Here is a 23,740-nt window from a genome sequence, read left to right as displayed (position 1 = left end):
AACCACCATGACCGCACGCCGCTACATTTACCGCCGCAGTCGCGCAGAAATCGCCCGCACTATTCGCCTCGCAATGAAACGGCGGGAAGAACGACGCACCGCAGCCGCTGCACAAAATACCGTAACCGAAGCCGCCAAATAAGGCGGCTTTTTTCTTCCACTAATAAAGTGACAACCGCTTATGGCTGACTTAACTCAATACCTGGGAGATCGTAAGTGGTCGCCCATTAGTTTCCTGTTCACTGACGCAGGCGACAGCATCTTCCGTATCGACGGGACTAACCTTGCGTCGATGTCGTTCGACTGCGTCGACAACGAAACGCATCATTGGTCGAATAACATTACGGCGTACCCCGTAGAAGGTGGCGTCGACGTAACGGACAACATTAAAGCGCAGCAACGAGAATTAACGTTAACCGGCTTTATCAGCAATACACCGATTCACGGACTACTCGACGAAGTGGCAAACTTCGCCGATAAATTCCTGAATGGTAGAAAGCGCACGGCGGACGCGTACAACCAACTGAAGGCGCTGTCAGAACTTAAAATCCCTGTAACCGTGACCACGCGTTACGAAGTGTATGAAAACATGGCGCTTGCAGACGTGGCGATCGTTCGCAAATCTGACGAAGGCGACGCGCTGGTCGTCGACATGCAATTCCAGCAGATCGAGAGCGTCAAAGCGCAAACCGGCAAAGTCCCACCAGGTATCGGCGCGCCTGGTTCACAGTCGGATAACGCCACGAAGACCCGCGCGGGTTCAAAGGTTGATGCCGGTAAGTCGATAGGTCGTTCGATGAAAATTGATGACCCCAACACGCCAGCACCGGTAAAGCGTCAACGTTCTGGTTTACTTTCGGCAATCGGCGGACAGGGGCATCACAAATGACCTACGAGCAGATCGCAGCGAGGCTTGCCATTGGTCCCGCTACTGTCGGCGACATTGTCCGGGCAGGTGCAAACGAAGGTCAGATCGCCGACCTTATACGCGCAGGCATCGTCGTGGTACTGCAATTCAGCGAAGATAACGACGCCGTGATCCTCGGCGGATATGCAACGCCGGCCCCGTAATAATTCGCGACCGGCCCCGCCATTTAACAGCCCGCTCGACGCGGGCTTTTTTGTGCATATAGTTTAATTGTGACTGTTTAAAGCATCTACATCATTGATGCTTTTAATATATGCATCATATATTCATTACACGTTTTAAGTGGTTGCCACTTAAACGCAAAAACGCCGCTACTGCGTCAACAGTAACGGCGTCTTCTAATCTCACAAATGAGGTAAGCATCTGTGAAACTGATCGATACTTTACCGCCTGCGCTGGATGTCGTCCATTACAAGCAAACGACCTTCCCTGTAAGCCCGCCTTTCTTCGGGGAACAACGACATGATCAAAAATGATCGCGACGTCGTACGACTGAGGATTCCTGAAGGCAAGAAATCAGTCACGCAGTCAGTGAAAACCACCGCCCCCGCTGGCGGGCTGTTCCTCCTGAAACGCATCACCCCTGCCGGTAGCGAGGTGCTAACCTGGTTTTTCAGACACGGCGGCAAACGTTACGCTGTCGGTAACTCAAAAACGGCCTACGCTACTGCCTGCGAGCTTTACGGCTTAAAGGTGGCGCAAGTGCTACGCAACGAAGTAAAACCCGCAGACGTACGCCCACGGTGGACAATGGACACGCTGTTCAACAAGTGGATCGACGCTGAAGGGACACCAGGCGCAGCGATAGACCTTTCTCGTCTATGGCGCAAGCATTGGTCGCCAGTATGCGGCAAACTTGTAGCGGTAGAAATGAACTACCGGCGCATTGTGGAGATCGTAAATGACGTGCGCGCCGGTATGATTGATCGTGATGGCAAGGTACAGGCTAATGCCTTAAGCCGTGGCGCGCGTTTTATCCCACGCATGTTCACTTACGGCTTCAAACACGGTATAGCGAACGAACAAGATGAACCGATCTCTGTTCCACAAACCCTGAAGGCCAGCATCGACAAAAACCAGCTTCCGCCGAAGACTGAACCGCGACAGGCTACCTTAACCGCGCAACAATACCGCGAATTGTTTCACCAGTTGCCCGACAACGCGGCAGGAAATGCGCTGCGGGTCGTTATGCTGACAGGTCGGCGTAAGCGTGAGGCACTCGAAATGGTTCGGCAGGAACTACGCGGCGACGTTTGGGTTATTTCAGGAAAGCGCGCGAAGAACGGCAAACCGCAGGAAGTGCCGATCTTTACCAGCCTTCGCACGGTGCTGGAGCGTTCGACTAACGAAATCGGGCGCTTATGGGATGCGGGCACAACGACGCCGAACTTGATATTAAACCGGCTGAACATGATGGCCAGTTACGAAGACGAGAACGGCGAACGTATAGAAACACCATGCACAGTGCATGACCTGCGCCGGTCGTGGGCTGAATTACTGCGCACTGAATGTAAATTAGACCGTGAGACTGTCGATCTGATGCTGGCGCATACGCCACAGAACGCCGACAGCACGTCTACCACATACCAAAAATTGCGCCTGGATATGCAGAGCGCCGCAGTGATGAACGGTTGGAGAAAGTGGGACGAGTGGTGCAACAGCGAAATGTGTAAAGCGGAGGGATTTTAAAATGGTCAAACGTTTATTTTTAGCGGCAGTGCTGGCGGTGTTCACGGTATCCGCGTTCGCCGAAACAACGGAACGTTGCCGGATTAACTCGGCGGGCGACAAGGTCTGCACAGGCAAGTACGGCAAGATCACGAAGCGATGCCACACATCCGGCAACGGTACAGAAACATGCACCACGTATTAACGGCGTGAACAGTCATTCGCAAACCATTAACGACGAAAGCCCGCTTTAAGCGGGTTTTACACATTATCATCAGAGGATACTAAAGAGGCGTTTTACGGGAAATATGAATCTGATAACATGGAAGGAATGAATCACACTAACAGAAGTGCTCGTTTTTTAACCACGCAAGGAAGAGTGCAATGCCTCCAAATCGCAAGAGCATTACAAACCAAAAAATCAATTCAATTAAAATTCATAAATTAAAATGTATAAATGAATTGAATGAGATTTTTTTCAGTCCGCATCCCCTAACCGCCATTCTTGGTCCGAACGGTAGTGGTAAATCTACCATCCTCCATGCTTTGGCGAGTATATATATGCCGGAAGAGGGTTTCCGAGGTGAAGATAATAAACTAGGTGATTTTTTCCCACGAAGCCCACAGGCAGAATGGAACGGAAGCAGCTTCAATATCAATATATCATATCGCCGCGGTGCCGAACTAATTGAAAATGAGAACAAAAATTACGGAAAATCTGATAATAGAGGCTCTCGATGGGTTCAAATATATGCCAGACGCCCTATGCGAGAAGTTTACTATTTAGGCATTGATAAATGTGTTCCGATGATTGAGTCGGAGAAAAACAATAATGTTAAGTATGAAACAAATAATGTAAGCAATGATTTAATTACCGCTATGCTTGCTAACGCATCTTACATACTAAACAAACAATACACTAGCTTTAATCAACATCAAAAACCCAACGGTTCTACATTCATCGGCGTAGAAATTGCTGGGCTCGCATATTCGTCACTTAGCATGAGCGCAGGCGAACAGAAAATATTCCTTATCCTTGAAACTGTTTTTAAAGCGGATAAAAATGCTCTCATTTTAATTGATGAACTCGATTTATTGCTACATGATGAAGCGTTAAAAAAGTTAATTTTCGTTTTATCTGAACATGCAAAGGATAAAAATAAACAGATTATTTTCACTACACACCGTGAATTATTAATAAGCATGGCTGACAGAGTTAATATACGTCATATTGTGTCGCTAGATGCTCGTTCTTATTGCTTTGAAGAAACCAAACCTGATGCTATAAATAGATTAACCGGTGAACAAGTCACTCCTATCGAAATTTACGTTGAAGATGATGTTGCAAGCGCGATTACTAGAAAAATTTGTTCTTCGCTTCAGGCTAGTAGATATGTGAAAATATTTATGTTTGGAGCAGCGACCAACGCTTTTACACTGCTTTCCAGTTCTCTCATTAGGAATGAGGATGTTTCAAGAAAAATATATGTATTAGATGGTGATGAATATAACACGGACCAACTAAAATCCGCAGCAGTAGATAGGGTACTAACAGGTACAGAAGAAAGAACTGCCCAATTAAAAGAACTGGCTCGAAATAAAGTTATACAATTTAATCTGCCTGATAATGTTAAGCCTGAAGCATTTCTTCATCGATTAATAACAACGATTTCCACTGATGGCTTGGAAAACGATGCATTAGAAATTATTGAAATTGCAAATAATATCCGCTTTGAACTGGATGCGCACAGATATATAACTAATATCATTAATAGATTAGGTTTAGAACGAGCATCAGGGTTAGCTAAGATCATCGATCTCGCATCAAAACATCCTGATTGGAACCATTACACCCAAAGCGTTTCTGATTGGCTGACCCCCTTGGTAGAAGAATTAAGAGAGCGTGAAGACTAACCGGTTGCTACCATAAAAAAAAATCCACTGGACTGATAAGTCATTCGACCTTTACACAGCGGCTTAAGAGAATGCTGGCTTTACGATGTTGGTTAGCACTCTCAGTCAATGCTACATGTAAAGGTCAATGAAGTGGATTTTACCGGATGCGAATAATGGGTGCTTTTTTGGGTGCATTAGGACGAAGGATGCCGCCAATACTGGCTATGACATCCCCCAGATCAGGTGGTACGGGTATTTCTCAGCCCATCAGCGATGGGGCACCCCGAGTCATGAAAATTGAATCTCTATACTTTTTGCCAGCTTAGGGGAAGTTGCTTGCTGAAGCAAGCCCGCCCTTCCGGTTATCGCTTCTTCACGCTGTACCCCAGCTTGTACCTCAGTTTGTACCCCACCACAGAAACAAAAAAAGGAGCCGTTAAGCTCCTTTGTGACATAACCCAAGATCTCATGGATTCCGAGATTCAGTTTTGCGTTCTGTTTTTCTACGTCGTTCAAAGGTGCGGATTACACCCCAGATAAACAGGAACAGCACATACCAGTAAAGCGCGGTGATCATACGCGAGTGTCCTGGTTCCAGTAGGTTGCTACCGTCCTCAGAGACACCGCCATTTCTTCCGCAGCCTTTTTCTGAGTTAGTCCTTGCGCCTTGTATTCCAGAACCTTCAAACGCGTTTCATGCTGCTTTCCAGCTTTCTTGATTCCAAGGCATTCGATGGTTGAGCCAGGGAAGTAATGGTTTTTGAGGTATTCCGCTGCCGCCATGTCGGGAACGACAAACACGAGAGGGTGATCGGTATCAGTGTTGCGAATGGATGTTCGGCTAAGAAACTGGTAGCACCGTTCAAAATACATTGCCTGCCGCTTCTTCTCCATCACCGTTTCAAAATCCCAACCGATACGTTCGCAATAGTCTGCCCATCGCTTACGGTCTTTATCGCCCAGATTTGCACATCCGAGGAACACGGCACAATGAATGCTCTGATAGCTGTTTATCCCGTAGCTGGACATTGAAACGTCAACACCACCCATGCGATCACCAAGTTCAGTGAGTCCAATGGTCTTAAAATCGCAGATAGCTTTGTCGTTGTTGGTTGCAAAGATAAAATCCTTTCCGACGATTTGGCGTATTTCCCTCAAGTGGTTGTTAAAGATATTAGCGAGTTCTGACTGCCCCGCTCTTTTGATATCTTCTGAGAGGACAGCAACGATTTTGATAGGCACGTTTTTATGTTTGCGTCTCTCGGGATCAGGCTGAAGGTGTTCACCCGCTTCCTGAACCGCCATCTGAGCGACGTTCTCTGCCATCCAGACAAACCCACTGCGATTCACGCCAGCGCCGAGCACAGTGAAGCTCTTCGCCCATGTTGCGGCCTTCAGTATCGGATTATAGGTGTAGGCAAAGAAGCTGTATGACGAATCACATTCGGTGTGCATCACACCACAACCGTCGAGCGCCACGTAAAGAACCTTCTTCAAGTTATCACTGTTAGCGTGCTTCTCGTGGTAATACTTGTACAGATTGTCGTAGTGCTCTTCGCGCAGGTACAGAAGCCCGTTTCGTTCTTCCAGCCATTCCAGGAATGGGAAGTTTTCTGCCGTCCTGTCAGCATGACGGATCGTTGCTTCTGCTCCAAACCAGCCATCAGGGATCTCGTCAATCACCACATTGTGTTCTGCCAGTAGAGAACGCATCTCAAGATTGAACGTAGCGAGGTGGCAGTAGTTGGTGAAACATTCATGGGTTGTTATCACAACATTTATCTGGAAGCTATCAGCCAAAGTACTTTTCAGGTTGAGAGTCGCCCCTTCAACGAAAATGTGATGGTTTGAGATTCTAAAATGATTCAGATCTTGCTTGAACTGATCGGCTAAAGCGTGGGTTGGTACTACGATTAAGAACTTTTCTGGGACAGCTTCGTTCTTGAAGCTCAGGATGTACTCTTTCAGACGGTGGCTCTTTCCTGAGCCGCAAATCGCATTAACGAAGTTTACTACTGGTTTCTTTTCGGTCATTCGGTTCCTCTCGGTTTAGGACTGCTGTTATTAATTCACTCACCAGCGCAGCGGCTGACTTGTCTTCACGGTTGGCACGTTCAACAAGCGCCTTGTGGGTTTCATCGGTGAATCGGATGTTCATTCGGTTGTTCCTCGTTACGTAAACTCTCTTGAAGCTGCTCAATGCGGTAGCTGATCAAGGCCACCCTGAACATCTTGCGTCGTTCGTCGGAGAGATTTTTGTTGTGGGAGTATTGCTGGCAAATCTTGGGAAGGAGCTTTCCGCTACGCAGAGCTTCGAGCACATCAGTTTTCGTTTGGTACATGTACCTCCTTATTATAACGATTGTTAACTACCTACTATTCATTGTACATCGAATCGGTTGCAAAGTCAACTATTTTATGATCATTTTCAACACGTTAATAAAACAAGCACGATTTGAGATTGCATTTAACATAAATAAATGTTAGTTTTGCCAACCTTTATTTGAACGCTTCTTTTTAAAAAAACAAGCAAATAAAAAATGAACGTTAACAACTCAACTATGAGGATTTATTGACTACAAAACATACAGGAGGATTAATATGACAGATAACCAGGGACTTTCCCCAACCGAAGTTGAAGCACTCTTCACAGAGACATTTACCACCCACTCCAGCACTACCCCAACGCAAGTAACGAACACCATCGAACAGATGTTTGATAGTCTCGTGCCGTATTTCACCGAAGTAACGCATCCACAGAAACGCAGCAGACACCCCAAGGTGCTGACTTTCACCACCGATCATAAACAGATGTGGGCATACCTCAGAAGCCAACAGAGCGAGATAGCCGGATGTGTGATGTTCGACCTAAGTTGTGCGGCCCGTGACCTCGGTATGACGCAAAAACGAGTGATTACCGTCATTGGCGATCTGGAAAATGCGGGCTGGATAATCTGTCGGGACATTGGCAACCCCGGCACTGGAACCTATCAGATCACCATCCAGGACATTGAAACCATCGTTTCATTATGTAGCTCCATTACTTACGCCCAGCCGACTACCCTAACGATGGATGCGTTAAGAGGCGCTCGCCTGCTCCATTAAGTCGCTAACGCGGCGGCAGCTCCGATAATGTTAGCAATGAGATTTCCGGCTTATTATGCAAGTAAGCCGATCTTATGGCTATGCCATTTGCACAAGTAACCTGATACAGAGGGTGCAGAAAAGTCTAAAGTCTCTTTAGAGTTATTTGCATCTTCGGTAAAAGTGAAGGCTTACAATGGAACACTATCGGTGTGGAGTGGTTGCATAAACTCATTTTTTTAAGCGTATCTTGCACAGTTAACGCATGGGCGAGTTGTACGAGCACATAAAATGGAATCAATAACTGTTTATTATTTAAACAGTAGTTAGCGGTTTTGTTGGTTTTAATGTTCATTATGTGAGCAATGCGAGCATAGCAGATTACTTTTACAGGAGAATCACTCCTTAAAATCGCTTCTGGTGCAAAGGTTGCTCTCCTGTAATTGATATCTTTCATGCTCCGCATTACATGCTACTCATGCAGCATACTTTTCATGGTCGCAGTGCTCACCATGAAACAACTCTCCATAGAGCCGGAAAAGTTGACTAAATTACAAGCGATAATCAACTAATAAATGATGATTATTAATAGGTTTAATCTATGCTAATTCTACTCATATTAACCAGTCTATAACACTCTTACAGCGCTTTAACCTATTGATGAAAATCCCTCCACCCCTTATTCTATAAGGGTTTCAGCACAATCGAAGAAAAAAACATGATTCTTTTGCTAAGCAACTCCACCTAACTTGGAAATTTAAACAAACCTATATTTTAAGCCCCCTTCACTCTGAATCTACAGTATCAAACGTCTTCGCATACGGGCATTTTCCTTTGGTAACGTAGGTGAACAGATAGATGCTGTTTTCGTAGGTGCAAAGCGTCTTACCATTCTCGGTCGTATCCTGCTGGGGATCGGTTATTGTGATCTGTCCTGCTGCTGCCATCTGTGAAACCAGTAACCCAAATATCACTATCAGTGCTCTTCTCACTGCATTTCTCCTGTGCATGCTCTTTCGTCTATCAAGACTCATCCATAGCGAAGAACTGTGCAAGACATTATAGTTTCAACATTGATCAATTTTATCGATCGATAAATGATAAACCGATCGTTTTTATCAATTGATGGTTTTATACTGATTCCCGATGAATGTCTAACACCAATCGAAAAAAGGAACGCTATGAAGGGGATAACTCTTGCTGCACTCTTACTGCTGCCTCTGTCAACTTATGCAAGCTCCTATCAATGTGAAGCTCTTCAGCAAGGGCAACTGGGTAGCAATGGGAAGACAGTCACAGCACAATCCAGCATTGAAATTGATGGTTCTCAGATGCACTTCAGTTTAAATAACGCAAGCTGGGATCTCTCGTACATCGGGGAGAAGCAAATTGCCAAGCTCTATAGCACCGACAACGGCAGTGTCGCCGTGTCTTTCATTGACGGCAACCCGCTCATTTTTGTTCTGCATCTGGTTAATGATGACGGTAGAAAAGGCACTTACAACCTCAGCGAATGCTCTGAGCTATAAGGGGCGGTAATGAAAAAACTATTCGCAGCCGCCATATTTTTGTCAGTGATACCGAACGCTTATGCATTGAGTCATGGAGATACCGCCACCCTAAAAGAAGGAACATTTAACTGTAAGAAGCTGACCGACTTTTACGAGATGATCAGTTACATCCAGGACAAAGACCAACAGGGTATGATGGGCCTCATCACTTCCGGTAAATGCCGTCTCCTAAAAGAATCGATGACAGTTGAGATTCAGAACGTAGACGATAAGGGGTTTGTTTTCTTCATTACCCCAGGTGGTCATGGTGGATGGTCAGCCACACAGTTCTTCAAAGAATAATCATCTCATGCAACGACTGGCGTGTGTGATCACGCCATTTTCATCTTCGCTCGTCAAAACGAATTCAACTCCTCGTTTCAAGTCTCAGAACCATCTCCTTTTAAGACCACATCGACGCAACCACAGAATGCGGTTTCGCCTTATCTCAAAAGGTTGATCTTTTATTTTGAGACAGTTATTATTTTGATACTACCTTTTGAGACTTAGAGAACATCATGACTACTGTGATCGGATACGTGCGAGTTTCCACCAGCGACCAGAACGTTGAAAACCAGAAGCAGCAGATTGCCGATGCTGGTTATAGCGTCACTCGCTGGTTCAGCGATGAAGCGGTGAGTGGTGCAGTTAAGGCAGGAGAACGTCCAGGGTTTGGTGAACTACTAAGCTATGTGCGAGAAGGCGATACGCTGATCGTGATTGCTATAGACCGCCTGGGGCGTAACACGATTGATGTTCTTTCCACCGTGGAAATGTTGCAGACAAAAGGCGTGAAAGTTGTCAGCTTGCGTGAAGGGTTCGACCTATCAACACCAGTTGGTAAAGCGATGCTGACTATGATGGCAGGACTTGCCAGCCTGGAAAAAGATCTGATAGCAGAACGTAGAACAGCAGGAATAAAACGTGCACAATCAGAAGGTAAGCATTGCGGCAGACCTATTAAAGCGACAGTTGAACAGGTACAAGAGTTGTTAGCACAAGGTTTACCACCAGCAGCAGTCCAAGAAAGGTTAGCGATCAGCAAAGCCACCTTCTACCGATTAAAGACATCCGGTCATCTCTCCGATATTTGAAAATTGTGTAGTTTAAAATTGGGGGGCAGGAAAAAAGTGCTGAGCAGTCTAAGTAAACGCGTAGATCATCAATCAATTCCGCCTCTATCATCCATGATGTAAATAAATTCACAAACATCCATTTGGGATAGGAATGCAATAACACCCATCCTTGGATCGGTTTGATAAATATGAATATTTCATTGATTCAGTACATAAAAGACCCTATTGTTATCATAGAAACTGTAGCCCCTCACACATTGAGTTCCACTTTTGGGAACACATTGACATAGCAATCAAAGAACACTAAGATGTTCCCATATTAGGAACAAATTATGAAGTTGCTTGGAAGAAATCGGTTGAACCAGCTTAAAAGTAAGAGTTCCGCCACTAAAGTTTGGGTAACCGCATGGTCATCTGAGATTGATTCATGCAGTTGGAAATCCGTTGATGAGGTGAAAGATCGATTCCCATCAGTCGTTTGTATTGAGAATTGTATGTTCACATTCAAAGTTGATGGCTGTGATATGGTCATTGAAACCATCATGGATTTCAATGCGTTGACTGTATTGATTATTGCTGTAAAGGTCACATGAATGGATATTAAAGTTATAAAGACAGAACAACAGCATCAGGACTACCTGGAGCGAATCCATTCTTTGATGCTTATGATGCCACCGACTCGCTCGGACGAGCATGAAGAACTCGAGCTTCTAATCACGGTCGTAGAAGCCTATGAAAACTCGAAGTATCCGATTGAGCCACCTGATCCTATTGATGCAATTTTGTTTAGGATGCATGAAAAGGGTTTAAAACAGGTTGATCTCGTTCCCTATTTGGGAACAAGAAGCCGTGTTTCTGAAATTCTTTCCCGGAAGCGCCCCTTAACAGTCTCAATGATTAAAGCCTTGTCCATTGGATTGGGGATTTCTACTGATACACTGATAGGCATAAATTCAGATGATAATCAATCTCATGAGGAAGGTGTAGATTGGTCCAAATTTCCCTTAAAAGAAATGATCAACCGTGGATGGATTGCTGAAAACGGAAATGCTCTAAAAAGTTCGGCTGAAGACATTATCAAAGGTTTTATAAACCAGTTAGGCTGGCAAAGCGGAACCCTTTCTTTCAAAAGAACATTGTCTGGTGATGCTTACTCGCCTTCAACACAATATGCATTGTATGCGTGGGTTAGTAGAGTTGTGCAGCAAGCGCGGAAGAAAAAAAACTCTCTCGGGATTTTCGACCCAAATGTGTTATCGGCAAGTTTTCTACGAGATCTCGCACAGTTAAGCTGGTTCGAAAAAGGCCCACTTCTTGCGGTAGAATTTCTCGAGAAACATGGGATAGCAATTATAATAGAGCCAAGTTTAAAAGGTACTCGTATTGATGGTGCCGCATTAAAAGATATTGATGGACAACCTATCATTGGCCTTAGCCTAAGATATGATCGTCTTGATAATTTCTGGTTTACTTTGCTTCATGAAGTCGCTCATATCTGGAAGCATGTTCATAATGAAGAAACATTTCTGGATGATTTAGATGCATCTTCGGATGATAAAAAAGAATCAGAAGCAAATAGGTTGGCAAGGGAAGCATTTATACCAAGAGCCGTCTGGAAAAGAAGTGATGCTTATATATCCCCAACAAAAGAAAACATAGACATTTTATCAAGGGAGTTAAAAATAACACCAGCAATCATTGCGGGAAGATTAAGAAGAGAGTTAGGAAATTACCGTCTTTTTGCAGATCTCATCGGTCAGGGTGAGGTTAGTAGAATTTTATCTACAGCAGTTATCGAATAGCTTCCGGAGGCCGTTATATGTATCCTACTTATGTTCCTATACTGAAAGCAAAGCCTGGTGAATTTGCGGCATTAGAAAAACTTAAAACTGCATATTCACAAAGGATAACACCTTTTTTCGAGATCCCTAAATTCACACAAAAAATGCGTGAACAGGCTTATTATCGTGACTCCACCCAGCCTAAAAAACATTATCTCGATAAGATTTCAAATGAAATTTCAAAATCATGTAAAAGTTCGGCAATCTTTTTTGATCATTTTGAATGGAAGCCAAATGAATATACCGAAACAGGAGAGCATGTATACGGTTACATGTATCGTAAACTCTCAGAAAGTGGCTTGAAAGTTCATCCAGTTGTGGGATTTGACCGATGGGATGATGTTGATTATCAGAATGCGTTGTGTAATTTATCCATTGCAGACGACACATATTTTTGTTTGCGTATTGACTCGGAAACAATAGAAGATGCTTATGATGAAGATTATTTCAAAGATAGCATTGACAGCATAATTCAGGGATTAAATCTCACAAACCAGCAAATCATCATTTTGCTTGATTTTGGCGATGTTACTAAAAAATCTATCGTTTCATTACTTGCAGATCTGCAACATCTTCTTAAGATTGTCAGTGAATATAAATTTAGCACTGTGATGATGGCTGGTGCTTCATTTCCAATGATTATTAACGAAGCCGTTAAGGATGAAGATTCTACTGACTATGTCGAACGCCGTGAAATGGTTGTTTGGAAAACACTTATGGAAGATAGTAATCACAACCTCATATTCGCGGATTATGGGATACGAAATCCTTCAGCAGCAGATGACATTATTGCAACTCATGCAAATGGGAAAATTCGTTACACTATTTCTAATAGATATTTTGTGGCTCGAGGACATTCTAAGCAAAAAGGCAATAAAGGTGAGCAAATTTATGACCTCGCCAAGGTTATTGTAAATTCGTCTCATTACTTAGGGCCGGAATTTTCATGGGGCGATGAGAAAATACTTGATTGCAGTATGAAGAAATTGAAAGGCAGGCCACAGGACTGGATCGGATTTGATACTAATCATCACATCAGCTATGTTGTTGAAGAAGTCTTAGAATTCAACCGTATCAAAGCAGCAAAACATGCAGAAGAAATATAAATTGTAAATTGACGATGCCCACTGATGTGGGCATCTTCTATTTCATATAGTTATACAACACTAACTGACAGTTATATTGCTAATGAGGATCACCATATTTTTTATAGTCGTACACACAGAGTAAACGCCTATAATCTGTTCCTTTTTTGTCTGGCATCGAACGTAAAAGCCCTTCGACATCATCAGGAACAATAATATTGTTCCATGTTGACCATATAATAGAATTTATTTTATTAGTTCGAGTTATTGATTCATCGGAATAAATATCACCCCAATTATCATGCGTATTTTGCACAGCAATTGGCAAACCAGCAAGATACTCTTCGATTTTTCTTCTTTGTTGATTTTTAAGCGGTTCACACTTAGCAAGCTCATGGCAAACCTGACAGAAGCCATATATTGGAAACCATTGGGTAGATGTTATATTTATTTTGTCGATCAATTGTAACAATTGATGGTTTGATTCATCAATTATATCAAAATAATCCGTCATGAAATTCGACGAGTTCTTATGCTCGTATTTTATAGAATTATTTGATCCTATTACTAATATTTTATCGCTATTATTCAGAGAGTCGATATCCTCTGTAATATTGACTTTTATACTGGTACCATCATCATGTACACCAGAATATATATCCTTAACAATACTTTGAACTTTCCGTATATCCATAGCAGACACTGGTAGATTCAAGTTAGATAGTGATCTATATATTTCTATAAAATCATCTGTCTTTATTTTATTAATTCTTATTGTGGAAAAACCTTCTAAATCAATGTCATGCTCAGTAATATCATGTGATGCTGAATCTTTTTCAAACTCAACCAAGAGAAAGTTATTTCTAATACGTTGTGCAGTAAGTGAGTTTGGTTCGACATAAGTAAAAATAGTTTTCAGTAAGCTCTTTATGTTTTCATCACCAATTCCATACCCCATGAATATAATAGGGTTATGAATGAAAATTGAGAGTAATTGAGCACGAATTAACTCATACTTGTTATCAAAATGAGCATAGTCATCTTCAGTTATGATGATTTTAGATGGGTCTTTAATACAGCCATGAATCTTGTATACTGAACCATAGGGATTGCTCAACAATATATCATTCCCTACTAACGGTTCAAAGCTAAATACGTCTTCAACAAGACCATCATAGTTTGTAGTTATAACTGAGCCTACATTTTTCCTGATTTTCTTTAACTCTGCCAATTCCTCTTTTTTATTCTCTCTATAATCAAGGCTCCCTACTAACTTTGAAATGTATATTTTAAATCTGCTCAGATTATTTTCACGTTCCATCTCAGCATAGAAATAATCATTTATCTCTTTAAATTTACCATTACGATCTTCACCTAATGCTTGGTTAAATGCTTTTTCTAATTTAGTAGCAATTAGGGAATAGTTATATTTACCATCAACTTGGCATTCAGCTTTAATATCTAAATAAAACTCATTATTTCCTTTCAACTCAAAAGCAATATACTTTAACAATCCATCCCATGTATGCGAATTGTTAAGATATCTCAAACTAACACCTGCTCCGATGAAAAGCACTGGGTGGTTGCGATACTGGCCTATAAATTCCCGGATATTCATGTCACCCCCTCTGATAAGTCAGAACATTCTATCTTGACTGCTTGACAAATCAATCATGTAGACAAACATATATGAGCTAAGATAGCCCAGTAGCCATCGCTGACTTTGCGTCCCTACGATTGATTTCTCATGTCTTCGATGTTAGACCCAGCAAAGTCCATCAACTACATAGGAGACTGTAGATAGAGGAAACGTATGTAAATATCGTTTAGTGATCCCTCCGCTCTTCTCATGGCCTACTGTTTGCTGCAGGTGCAGGATGTTTTTCACCCATCCAGCCATAGCTGTAGAACAAACTGAGTGACGGATGGAATGCAGTAATCGCCGTTGTCCATAATCGTCCAGATAAGGAATACCCAACTGATCTCGAACATCAGCAAAGACTTTACCGATCTTAGTCATGTTTGTACCTGCCACTTCTGAAAAAATCCGCTCTTTCCACTGGCGATCAACGTACTCCATGAAACCCCATTCGATTAACTTAGGGTGGATGACTACCTGCCTCGTAGCGTTCTCAGTTTTCCCCTGCCCTCCTTCAGCAATCAGGAAATAGTAACGCTGGCTATCTTCGTCAAATTTAATCTGTGACTTCTCCAGCTTTCCTATCTCGCCTCTTCTCGCTCCCGTGTATGCCAATAACAACGTGATCCATTTTTGCCAATTATCGGGTTGCTTAAGCGCCCACCCTACAAACTTTTTCATCTCGGCTGTACTGTATGCGCCAAATCTTGCTTTCGATGGTGCAGCCACTACTCCATCAGTTGGCGATTTCAGCAAAACGTCTTTGCTTTCAGTAAGAAAAGTTTTGAACAGTGATTTGTAGAGCTTTAGATGTTTATGGATGGCTTCAACCCCAACCAGTTCATCAGCTGGGACATCGTCACATTCTATCAATTGCTGAATGCTCATTGAGCGATAAGGCTGTACAACGCGCTTAGGGAGGTTCTCAACAACTTCCATCACCTGTTTAATGTCCTGTTTGCTAATCGTCGCTACATCAGTTTCCCCTCCCAAGACCGTTAACAGCACTTCCATGTATCGCTCATTTGCCATTGAGATCGATTTCGTCCAGTTGCGTCCCTTTTCGTCTTTGTACATCGTCCACGCATCCGAGAGAGTTAGCACTTTTTCCGGTTCGGCTGGCGGTTGAGATTCCACGATTTCAACAGGAGGAGCGATCTGCTGGTGGGCCAAAAATGGATTTCTCGCAGCCTTGCGTTCTGACGCAATCAGATTAGACAAAAATGATTCGAACACGAGGAGCGGCGTAGCTAATGATTGAACAAAAGGAATGTGTGGCGTAACGCCAATCATCAAAGCAGATGCTTCACGATAGCTGTCAGTGAGGAGAGATTTCTTATACATCTTGCCATTTGAAAGCCGGATTTGCAGGTAGTAGTTGCCGTTTCGCTGAAACGTGTATGGAAGAGTTTTGTACCCCATGAATACACCCTTTTTGTACCTCAAGTGCATTACGCACCGACAAAAAGAGAGTCAATCTCATGATAAGTAGGCCGAATTTCGGCCCCCTACGCTGGCATTATCCAGATCAGGTGGTACGGGTATTTCTCAGCCTTCACGCGGAAGGGCACCCCGAGTCGTTGAAACACAAATATGATATTCAGGTTTCAGCAACAGGATACTGTCTGCACGCCATGTTGTAAATTGCAGGCCAACATTGCCTACATATCTGCACTTCATTTACACTTTTTACGAAATAACTGGGGTACACACAAAATAGTGCTTGTCAGATATCCTGTAAGCCAGAAATGATACACGACTGATTTTGATGACCCGAAGAGGTAGAAAGGATGGGTATGAAAAATAAAATGTTGCTGGGCGCACTTCTGCTTGCGAGCAGCGTCGTCTGGGCCGCGCCAGCCGCAACAGCAGCCCCCACCGGTATCGATAAGTATGAGCTGAGCAGCTTTATTGCTGACTTCACCCATTTCAAACCCGGTGACAAGGTTCCACCACTGTATCTCACCGAAGAATACACCATTAAGCAGTGGAATCTGCGCAACCTGCCCGCACCGACGCCAGGCACCCACTGGACCTACATGGGCGGCGCATATGTGCTGGTCAATGATGCCGACGGTAAAATCATTAAAGCCTACGACGGCGAGATTTTTTATCACCGGTAAAAAAACACGCACTCGTTCTTATGGGGGAGTGCGTAAATAGCATAAAACTTGACCTATATTAATCGTAACCGATCACCACTTTGACACGGCTTAATATGTGACCGGAGTGGTATTCCCCGTATGGAAAATACTTAAATTTTAATGGGATAATGTAACTATCAGCTATCGTTTGCCCCCATTTAGCAATCTCATATCGATTATTATCAAGGTTTACTGTTACACCATTCAGTTCCATTTTAAACCCGATATTCCCAGCACTATCATCACCAATATATTCATTCCCCAATACATCACCAATGCGGTTTTGAGACTCAAACCGGTAATATATGTTCCTGGATGAATACCCTAACGTATTATCGCATTTAATTTCAATTTTATTATCAGCATTTTCTGCAATGGCATTCTGCACACTACTGTAATTTATATCATTAATTTTCACAGATGTATCAGGAAAGTAACAGGTAGTGGGTGTGTAATTAAATTCAACTTGAACATTTTGTGCTAAGTTATACTTTCCTCTATCCGTTCCATTTGCCTCAACAAAACGCAGCGTGGAGTTTAGTGACACAGGATTGTTAATGACTGCGGCGACAAATGCCTCAGGCGCGGTTATAATCTTATATTCAACGCCGTATTTTAAGGCCGCATTAATATCAGAACCCATATAATTGAAATAATACACAGTACCAAAAACACCTTTCTCTTCTTGTTTCTTAAATGAACCACTAATGTTTTTTCCTATTCTCACTGCCACATAGACATAATCATTACCCTCCCCTGATGAAACCTTAAAATATTTCACTTCATTATTTTCTATTGGTGTTACTTGCAACCCACTACTCGCATATTGGCAGTGATATTTTTGCGAACTAAGAAAATTGACATATTTTAATGTAGATGGGGTAAACTCATTAAACTTTGCTTTATTTAGATCCACTTTAATTGCCTCCCCCGTCGCGGTGAGATTATTACTTCCTGTATTAACTAAAGAATAATCACCTGAATAACACATCGCCGAAACATAAAACGACGTTAAAAACAAGAACAGACCAATGACAAATCGCATAATTGGCTCCAATCACCGACAAATATAAACTTTACTTTCATCAATCGTTTTGCCGAAAGTGATTGAGCATGAAAGTCCCTGTTGTTTATCGACCGCCACTTTTATCACCGATGGCACTTCATTGGTGCGAATAAAAAGCTGGCTTCCCTGGCCTACTACGCCAATATTGTGTCCATGATTGTCTTCAACTTCATAACCAAACGTCAGCGGTAAACCATCAGGGCGCTGCGCCCGGATATACCACGGTTTACGCTGGTCAGTATCAAATGTTGTCAGCACTACCGCACCGCGATATGGCGCAACGTTGCGGCGGTTCCCCTGCAGATCGGTTTCACTATTGGTATTGGACACATCCAGCATCAGATGGTTTTCGCGATAAGGCGTTAAGCCGTCGTAAACCACCACGCCATTGTGGTCAGTGGTGCGATATTTCTGCCCGTTCACATACGCCCCTTCCAGACCAGGCGCATGCATGACGGCAAACGTTTCTGACAGTCTGTTGGCTAAATTCACGCCACCAGACCAGGCCACAAGGCCACCTGAAATACTGCCGCCAGTTTGTGTGTATTTAGACGACTGACTGTAGCTGCCGTTAAGCGTCGCAACTGGCGCATTCCACGTCAGATTGCCGCCTGCTGTTGTTTCGCTACCCTGCCGTTGATGGCTCAGATTCACCCCATAGTTAAACTGATCGCGACTGCCTGCGGTGCCCGAAAGTCCGGTATTGTTGGACGCAAAACCATCATCATCAAACGTCGTGGAATTAGACACATATAAATGCCTGCGTGGAGCGCTAATATCATCTCCCCAATCGAAAGGTATAGAGATAAAGACGTTAAAACGTTTATCTTCATGATGCTCTTCATCGTAAGTCTGGCTGGCGGAAAAGGTATAGCTAATCCGTTGCCAGCTATTGGAATAACTCACCTGATAATCTTTACTGTTACCGCTCCGTCCCCAGTAATCGCGCCACAGCGTACTGAGCGAAAACGAGCCCCAACCTTGCGGCAAAGACTGGCTGACGTTAGCCGAAAAGCTGTTTTTACGACCAAAATCATTCTGGTAATAATCCGCGATGTCGTACACATCATTTTCATCGCGATGGTAGTTGTTCTTATTGTTTGCCCAGACATGATCGTTAAATGTCCGATAATCCCGTGATGAGTAGCGATAAGCTGCCAGGCCAAAACGGGTGGCGGTTTGCGTCAAATATTTGTTATAGGCAATCTGGTAGCTCTGCCCGTCAAACACATCACCATTATCCTGTTTGCTGTGCGATTGTGTCGCATCGACGGAAATCGCGCCGATACGTGTATTCCAGCCGGTTCCAAGCGTAAACGCATTGTAGTTATCTGCCAGCATGGTGCCGCCATACAGCGTTAACAGATTATTCAGCCCGTATTGGTAGCTCATCTGCGCAAAATCGGTCTGGTTGCTGGCGCCTTCGATATGGCTACGTCCAGCGGCAAAATCATATTTTGAGACCCCCGGCTGCAGCATATTGGGCACCGCAGCGTACGGTACCAGATAGGTTGTTACCGAGCCGTCAGCCTCTTTGATACTGACGTCAAGATCCGCTCCCCCTCCAGCCAGCTGCAAATCAGCAATGGAGAACGGGCCAGGCGGAACCTCTTTCTGGTAAACCACAAAACCGTTTTGTTCGATGGTAACCAGCGCGTTGCTTTGCGCAATCCCCTGAACCAGCGGCGTAAAATTCTGCTTTGAGTTTGGCAGCATCTGCATATCGCGATACAGCCGCACGCCACGAAAGCGCACTGCGTCAAAAATATCTGATGAGGTATACATATCCCCGGCACGCAGAGTGCCCAGAATTTGCGGGATGCCACGTTCCAGATACAGGGTATTACTTTTCCACTCCCCGTTGCTGTCATCGGTTTTGTTATAGCTGGCATCGGAATGCAACTGCCAGCCCAGCAGATTTAACCCACTGGTAAAGCGTGCATAGGTACTTTTACTGTTACCAGAATCCTTATAGTCGCTGTAATACTGGCTGGCATAGTACGAGGTATAGAAGGCATTGATGCCACGATCCCAGTTTTCCGGAGGAACATAGCCATTCTCAAGCTCATCGACATACGCCTGTGGTACGCTGAGATCAAGACGAAACGTGCCGATATTCCAGGCGAAACTGCCTCCCTGTACCGCCTGCTTTAGGGTTGGGCATTCATTCTGCTGGTCCAATGCTTGTGTATTTATCCCCAGACGCGTTAATACGCCACGGGATAAACAGGTGTCATCCGGATTATCCTTAACGGTTATTTCATACTTACCACGCCACTGCTTATTGACGTAGATATCAATATCATATTGGCCTGGCAGTGGTTGGTTATCATCGAGGCGAAAATTTGAGACTTTTTCGCCTTTCATACCGCCCATCATAAAGTGGGTGTCAAACGTATCTTCTGCGGCCTGGGCGTCAATGCCAACCAACAACAGTAGTATTGCCGAAGCAAGCGGAGTCATCCTTAACATAACCAGCTCCTGTTATTTTAGGCTGACGTTATCACTAATATAATTGCCGTGATCGTCAATAATGGTCATTTTATACTGATTGGCATTAGTATTTTTCAATGCCACATTCGCACTGGAGAGCGGAGCAAGCATAATACTTTCATTGTTGATTTTGACATTATTAGCTTTAACTTCTGTCACCGTAACCCAGTTAGCAGCATCATTTCTGATAGAATAACTATTACCACTGCGTGTTAACGCCAGTTTATGGAAAGTATTTTTATTAACGGCGGCAATACCTTTTGGCCGATAAAAAAGTTTAATTCGATTCTGCATGGCGAATTTGAGTACATTTTTTCCGGCGCTATCGGGATTATTCGGTGGAATATCCAGTACATTAAGAAAAAATAAACTCTCTTTATCGTTAGGCAGCGTATTCGGCATTTTTTTAATTTTCAGTTGCTGGCCTGAATCTCCGGGAATCTTCGCTACTGGAGGTGTAAGCATAAAGGGTACGTTAATTTTTTCCGGCGGTAATGACGTATTGCCGTCATCAATCCATGATTGCACCAGTGACGAACGCTCCCCTTGGTTCATCAACTGTACCAGAACTTCATTTTTTTCTGCTGGGTAGATTACGCGAGTACCATAAATCACGATCCCTGCGTGTCCAGAAAAAGAGCATATCACAAGCATTGAGATAAATATTCGTTTCATACGGTGCCATCCAAAATAATGCCGGTAATAATTACCGGCAAAATAATTTATTCAGCCGAAACAGAAAAAGTGACTGTGGCGCTAAGTTGACCATTTTTAACCGGATTTAAATTCAATCGAGAATAGTCGGCATCAAAATTCAAAGTATAGATCTCCCCTTCCCCTCCCAGCGTTTTATTTAAAGATGAAATATCAATAACGCCAGTTTTATCAATATGCTTTTCGTCCATTTTAAGTTTGAAACCAACGTTAGTATCCACCCCTGTTGACGGTTTAATAATGCCGCCATCACCAAAAACAACATTTGTGATATTAATGCTTGTTAACTTCGAATTCCCAGGGCAAATTATCTTCATATTTGTTGCTTTTTGGGCATTGCCTTCAACCACCTCCCCGACCGCTTTATTGGCGAAAAGTGATGCATCAACGGCATTCAATTGAAGAATTTCAGAGTCTTTGCCACTGTCAAAATAGCAAGAAGATCCTTTAATTTCCCCATTAATAGTTAGAGTACCCTCTTCATTATTAGCAGCAAAAAACCCAGCGCTCATAAATACAGCAGACAAGACAGCAGCAGAAATAATTGAACGTTTCATAATATCTTCCTTAATGAATTAATTTCGATTTGTTAAGAGGGGTTATCTCTTGAAATTAAATTCTCACAGGTGAAACGTTGCCGCAATGTAAACACGTTGTTTTATTGATTTAAAACAAGTTACAAATCGCAATATACATGCAACAAATAAATCAGGATTTTTATTATTTTCAGAATTAATAAATTTATGCGATTAACTGCCTGGAGAAATTTATTTTATGCATAGAAAACCATATATCATTCATTAAAATGATATATGGTTAATAAAGGCGTTCTTTTTAATCGTAGCGATTGAGTACGATCTGTCGCGTGGTATCGCCAGGGACTGTAACCACTTCCGTCACCACCCCACGTGCAGGTGAAGAAGCGACATTGTTAACAGTTGAAAAATGGAACGTCTTACCACACCGCTGTTGCACGTCGTTATTCACAACATCGGTACTACAGGTTGGTTCGGTTACTCGTCCACTGATTGTTAAGGTCGCGGTATCGGAAGCAAACGCAGATGCACTTATTCCATAAGTCAGAATTATAGTTCCCATCAGCGAGCTAATTTTCATTTTTATCGTCACCTCTGTGGTTAACATCAAATAACATGCAGATGGCCTGTCAGCGTAATACGGGTGAAACGCGCTGTTCAATCCAATGGAAATTATAGATTAATGAGATCAATTTGATCAATTCTAATGATGCATTGAGGGCGTTCATTCAGAAAAAGACATGGTTTATTAAGGCAGTATGAAATATATCGTGGACTTTTTAGCTCGATATATTCACCACATCAATATATCATTGATGTGGTGAATATTTGTAACACTGTTAATTACACGGCGCGGAAGGCGATCTCACCAGGGATAACTTCTCCCTGCCAGTAAAGCTGGGCAGCAACACGCCCTGCCAGGCTGCGGTAAATCGCGGTGAATTCACTGTCAGGACGACTGATAACCGTCGGCATACCGCGGTCGAGATCTTCACGCAAGGAAATATGCAGCGGCATTTGTCCCAGCAGTTGGGTATGATACTGCTCGGCCAGTTTCTGCGCGCCACCCGTGCCGAAAATCGGTTCATGATGACCGCAGTTGCTGCAAATATGCATGCTCATATTTTCAACAATACCCAGCACTGGTACTTCCACTTTTTCGAACATCACGATGCCTTTTTTCGCATCGATCAGCGCAATGTCCTGCGGCGTAGTCACCACAACAGCACCCGTTACCGGAATGTTCTGCGCCAGCGTCAACTGGATGTCACCCGTACCCGGCGGCATATCCAGTACCAGGTAATCCAGATCTGGCCATAAGGTTTCCTGCAGCATCTGCAGCAGCGCTTTACTGGCCATCGGGCCGCGCCACACCATCGCGTTATCGTCAGTGACCAGATAACCAATGGAGTTCGTCGCCAGACCGTGAGACATGATCGGCGCCATATGGGTGCCATCTGGCGAGGTTGGACGCTGGTTTTCCGCGCCGAGCATTGTCGGGATAGACGGGCCATAAATATCGGCGTCCAGAATACCTACCTTCGCTCCTTCCGCAGCCAGCGCCAGCGCCAGGTTCACGGCGGTAGAGGATTTACCCACACCACCTTTGCCGGAACTAACGGCGATGATGTTTTTTACACCATTTATACCCGGCTGGTTTTTCACACGCTTCAGCGTCGCGATGTTATGCGACAGCTTCCAGTCAATGGCTTTCGCACCGGTAATGCGCAGCAGATCGGCGCTACATTGCTCTTTTAAGTCCTCAAACGCGCTATGCCAGACAAACGGCATGACCAGCTCAACGTGCAACGTGTCATCCATCCAGGCGACGTGATGCAACGCTTTAAGCGTCGTCAGATTATGCTTCAGGGTTGAATGCTGAAAATTCGCCAGCGTCCCGGCAACCATCGCGCGCAGGGTCTCTGGTGATTTGGCCTGGGATTGTGCGTTCATCCCGACTCCTTTTTGTTGTTCTGAATATACAATAGTCACCAGGTAGTTTACTCCAACCGCAACAATT

Annotated in this window: 25 protein-coding genes and 1 riboswitch; of the genes, 14 read left to right on the top strand and 11 right to left on the bottom strand. The window is 43.7% G+C overall.

Annotated elements, in window-relative coordinates; translation table 11 throughout:
* Positions 1-7: 7 nt before the first annotated feature.
* The 6 genes from HV041_RS25180 (at position 8) to HV041_RS05085 (ending at position 4,510) form a co-directional block, all read left to right on the top strand.
* Entirely contained in the window at positions 8-142 is a 135-nt protein-coding gene (locus tag HV041_RS25180; RefSeq protein ID WP_256435912.1) for a hypothetical protein, read from the top strand.
* A gap of 39 nt (positions 143-181) precedes the next feature.
* Positions 182-889, top strand: coding sequence for a phage baseplate protein (locus HV041_RS05105; protein ID WP_182294058.1), 708 nt, complete (start codon positions 182-184; stop codon positions 887-889).
* A complete protein-coding gene (locus tag HV041_RS05100) occupies positions 886-1,071 on the top strand; it encodes a hypothetical protein (protein WP_181599095.1) in 186 nt (61 codons plus the stop codon). The genes HV041_RS05105 and HV041_RS05100 overlap by 4 nt, the downstream gene beginning before the upstream one ends.
* Before the next feature lie 319 nt (positions 1,072-1,390).
* A complete protein-coding gene (locus HV041_RS05095; protein WP_182294057.1) occupies positions 1,391-2,617 on the top strand; it encodes a hypothetical protein in 1,227 nt (408 codons plus the stop codon).
* Between the two features lies 1 nt (position 2,618).
* Positions 2,619-2,801 carry a hypothetical protein gene (locus HV041_RS05090; RefSeq protein ID WP_181510718.1) on the top strand — a complete coding sequence of 61 codons (183 nt, stop codon included), beginning with the start codon at positions 2,619-2,621 and terminating at the stop codon, positions 2,799-2,801.
* Positions 2,802-2,980: 179 nt separating this feature from the next.
* Entirely contained in the window at positions 2,981-4,510 is a 1,530-nt protein-coding gene (locus HV041_RS05085) for an AAA family ATPase (protein WP_182294056.1), read from the top strand.
* A gap of 555 nt (positions 4,511-5,065) precedes the next feature.
* Here HV041_RS05085 and HV041_RS24985 read toward each other — a convergent pair.
* Positions 5,066-6,526 (bottom strand): DEAD/DEAH box helicase family protein, encoded by a 1,461-nt coding sequence (locus HV041_RS24985; protein ID WP_048221071.1) that lies wholly within the window; start codon positions 6,524-6,526, stop codon positions 5,066-5,068.
* A gap of 101 nt (positions 6,527-6,627) precedes the next feature.
* Entirely contained in the window at positions 6,628-6,834 is a 207-nt protein-coding gene (locus HV041_RS05075; protein WP_008324553.1) for a hypothetical protein, read from the bottom strand.
* Positions 6,835-7,093: 259 nt separating this feature from the next.
* On the opposite strand from HV041_RS05075, the gene HV041_RS05070 reads away from it, so the two are divergent.
* Positions 7,094-7,597, top strand: a complete 504-nt coding sequence (locus HV041_RS05070) for a hypothetical protein (protein WP_008324552.1) — start codon at positions 7,094-7,096, stop codon at positions 7,595-7,597.
* A gap of 764 nt (positions 7,598-8,361) precedes the next feature.
* Here the strand turns inward: HV041_RS05070 and HV041_RS05065 are convergent.
* Complete coding sequence (locus tag HV041_RS05065) at positions 8,362-8,586, bottom strand: hypothetical protein (protein ID WP_182294055.1); 225 nt, start codon at positions 8,584-8,586, stop codon at positions 8,362-8,364.
* A gap of 171 nt (positions 8,587-8,757) precedes the next feature.
* On the opposite strand from HV041_RS05065, the gene HV041_RS05060 reads away from it, so the two are divergent.
* The 6 genes from HV041_RS05060 to HV041_RS05035 all read left to right on the top strand — a co-directional run bounded on the left by HV041_RS05060 (position 8,758) and on the right by HV041_RS05035 (position 13,149).
* Positions 8,758-9,105 carry a hypothetical protein gene (locus tag HV041_RS05060; protein ID WP_008324549.1) on the top strand — a complete coding sequence of 116 codons (348 nt, stop codon included), beginning with the start codon at positions 8,758-8,760 and terminating at the stop codon, positions 9,103-9,105.
* 9 nt (positions 9,106-9,114) lie between these two features.
* The gene (locus HV041_RS05055) at positions 9,115-9,429 is read left to right on the top strand and encodes a hypothetical protein (protein WP_046275909.1); all 315 of its coding nucleotides are present in this window, start codon (positions 9,115-9,117) and stop codon (positions 9,427-9,429) included.
* A 215-nt stretch (positions 9,430-9,644) separates the two neighbouring features.
* Positions 9,645-10,220 carry a recombinase family protein gene (locus HV041_RS05050; RefSeq protein WP_049014278.1) on the top strand — a complete coding sequence of 192 codons (576 nt, stop codon included), beginning with the start codon at positions 9,645-9,647 and terminating at the stop codon, positions 10,218-10,220.
* Positions 10,221-10,534: 314 nt separating this feature from the next.
* Complete coding sequence (locus HV041_RS05045; RefSeq protein WP_049014279.1) at positions 10,535-10,795, top strand: type II toxin-antitoxin system HigB family toxin; 261 nt, start codon at positions 10,535-10,537, stop codon at positions 10,793-10,795.
* Complete coding sequence (locus HV041_RS05040; protein ID WP_182294054.1) at positions 10,796-12,004, top strand: ImmA/IrrE family metallo-endopeptidase; 1,209 nt, start codon at positions 10,796-10,798, stop codon at positions 12,002-12,004.
* A gap of 17 nt (positions 12,005-12,021) precedes the next feature.
* On the top strand, positions 12,022-13,149 hold the full coding sequence (locus HV041_RS05035; protein ID WP_049014284.1) for a beta family protein: 1,128 nt from the start codon (positions 12,022-12,024) through the stop codon (positions 13,147-13,149).
* Positions 13,150-13,228: 79 nt separating this feature from the next.
* Here HV041_RS05035 and HV041_RS05030 read toward each other — a convergent pair whose 3' ends face one another.
* Both HV041_RS05030 and HV041_RS05025 read right to left on the bottom strand, forming a co-directional pair.
* Positions 13,229-14,746: an SIR2 family protein gene (locus HV041_RS05030; protein WP_088731933.1), complete on the bottom strand. Its 1,518-nt coding sequence runs from the start codon at positions 14,744-14,746 to the stop codon at positions 13,229-13,231.
* Between the two features lie 141 nt (positions 14,747-14,887).
* Positions 14,888-16,189: a tyrosine-type recombinase/integrase gene (locus HV041_RS05025; protein ID WP_088731931.1), complete on the bottom strand. Its 1,302-nt coding sequence runs from the start codon at positions 16,187-16,189 to the stop codon at positions 14,888-14,890.
* Positions 16,190-16,256: 67 nt separating this feature from the next.
* A riboswitch (TPP riboswitch) is annotated at positions 16,257-16,352 on the bottom strand.
* A gap of 205 nt (positions 16,353-16,557) precedes the next feature.
* Between HV041_RS05025 and HV041_RS05020 the strand changes: the two genes are divergently transcribed.
* Positions 16,558-16,890: an RcnB family protein gene (locus HV041_RS05020; RefSeq protein ID WP_086523387.1), complete on the top strand. Its 333-nt coding sequence runs from the start codon at positions 16,558-16,560 to the stop codon at positions 16,888-16,890.
* Positions 16,891-16,948: 58 nt separating this feature from the next.
* Here HV041_RS05020 and HV041_RS05015 read toward each other — a convergent pair whose 3' ends face one another.
* From HV041_RS05015 to apbC, 6 genes are all read right to left on the bottom strand, one after another.
* Complete coding sequence (locus tag HV041_RS05015) at positions 16,949-17,956, bottom strand: hypothetical protein (protein ID WP_121584810.1); 1,008 nt, start codon at positions 17,954-17,956, stop codon at positions 16,949-16,951.
* Between the two features lie 12 nt (positions 17,957-17,968).
* On the bottom strand, positions 17,969-20,449 hold the full coding sequence (locus tag HV041_RS05010; protein ID WP_121584811.1) for a fimbrial biogenesis outer membrane usher protein: 2,481 nt from the start codon (positions 20,447-20,449) through the stop codon (positions 17,969-17,971).
* A gap of 12 nt (positions 20,450-20,461) precedes the next feature.
* Complete coding sequence (locus tag HV041_RS05005; RefSeq protein ID WP_086523388.1) at positions 20,462-21,145, bottom strand: fimbria/pilus periplasmic chaperone; 684 nt, start codon at positions 21,143-21,145, stop codon at positions 20,462-20,464.
* Positions 21,146-21,192: 47 nt separating this feature from the next.
* A complete protein-coding gene (locus HV041_RS05000; protein WP_182294053.1) occupies positions 21,193-21,741 on the bottom strand; it encodes a fimbrial protein in 549 nt (182 codons plus the stop codon).
* 277 nt (positions 21,742-22,018) lie between these two features.
* Positions 22,019-22,300, bottom strand: a complete 282-nt coding sequence (locus tag HV041_RS04995; protein WP_075551362.1) for a DUF2574 family protein — start codon at positions 22,298-22,300, stop codon at positions 22,019-22,021.
* A gap of 263 nt (positions 22,301-22,563) precedes the next feature.
* Positions 22,564-23,673: an iron-sulfur cluster carrier protein ApbC gene (gene apbC / locus HV041_RS04990; protein WP_048211189.1), complete on the bottom strand. Its 1,110-nt coding sequence runs from the start codon at positions 23,671-23,673 to the stop codon at positions 22,564-22,566.
* Positions 23,674-23,740: the final 67 nt, after the last annotated feature.

Source organism: Citrobacter sp. RHBSTW-00029 (genome assembly GCF_014104295.1).
Lineage (GTDB): Bacteria > Pseudomonadota > Gammaproteobacteria > Enterobacterales > Enterobacteriaceae > Citrobacter > Citrobacter youngae.
The sequence above is the reverse complement of the archived record's forward strand: the minus strand, read 5'-3'. Positions and strand labels throughout refer to the sequence as shown.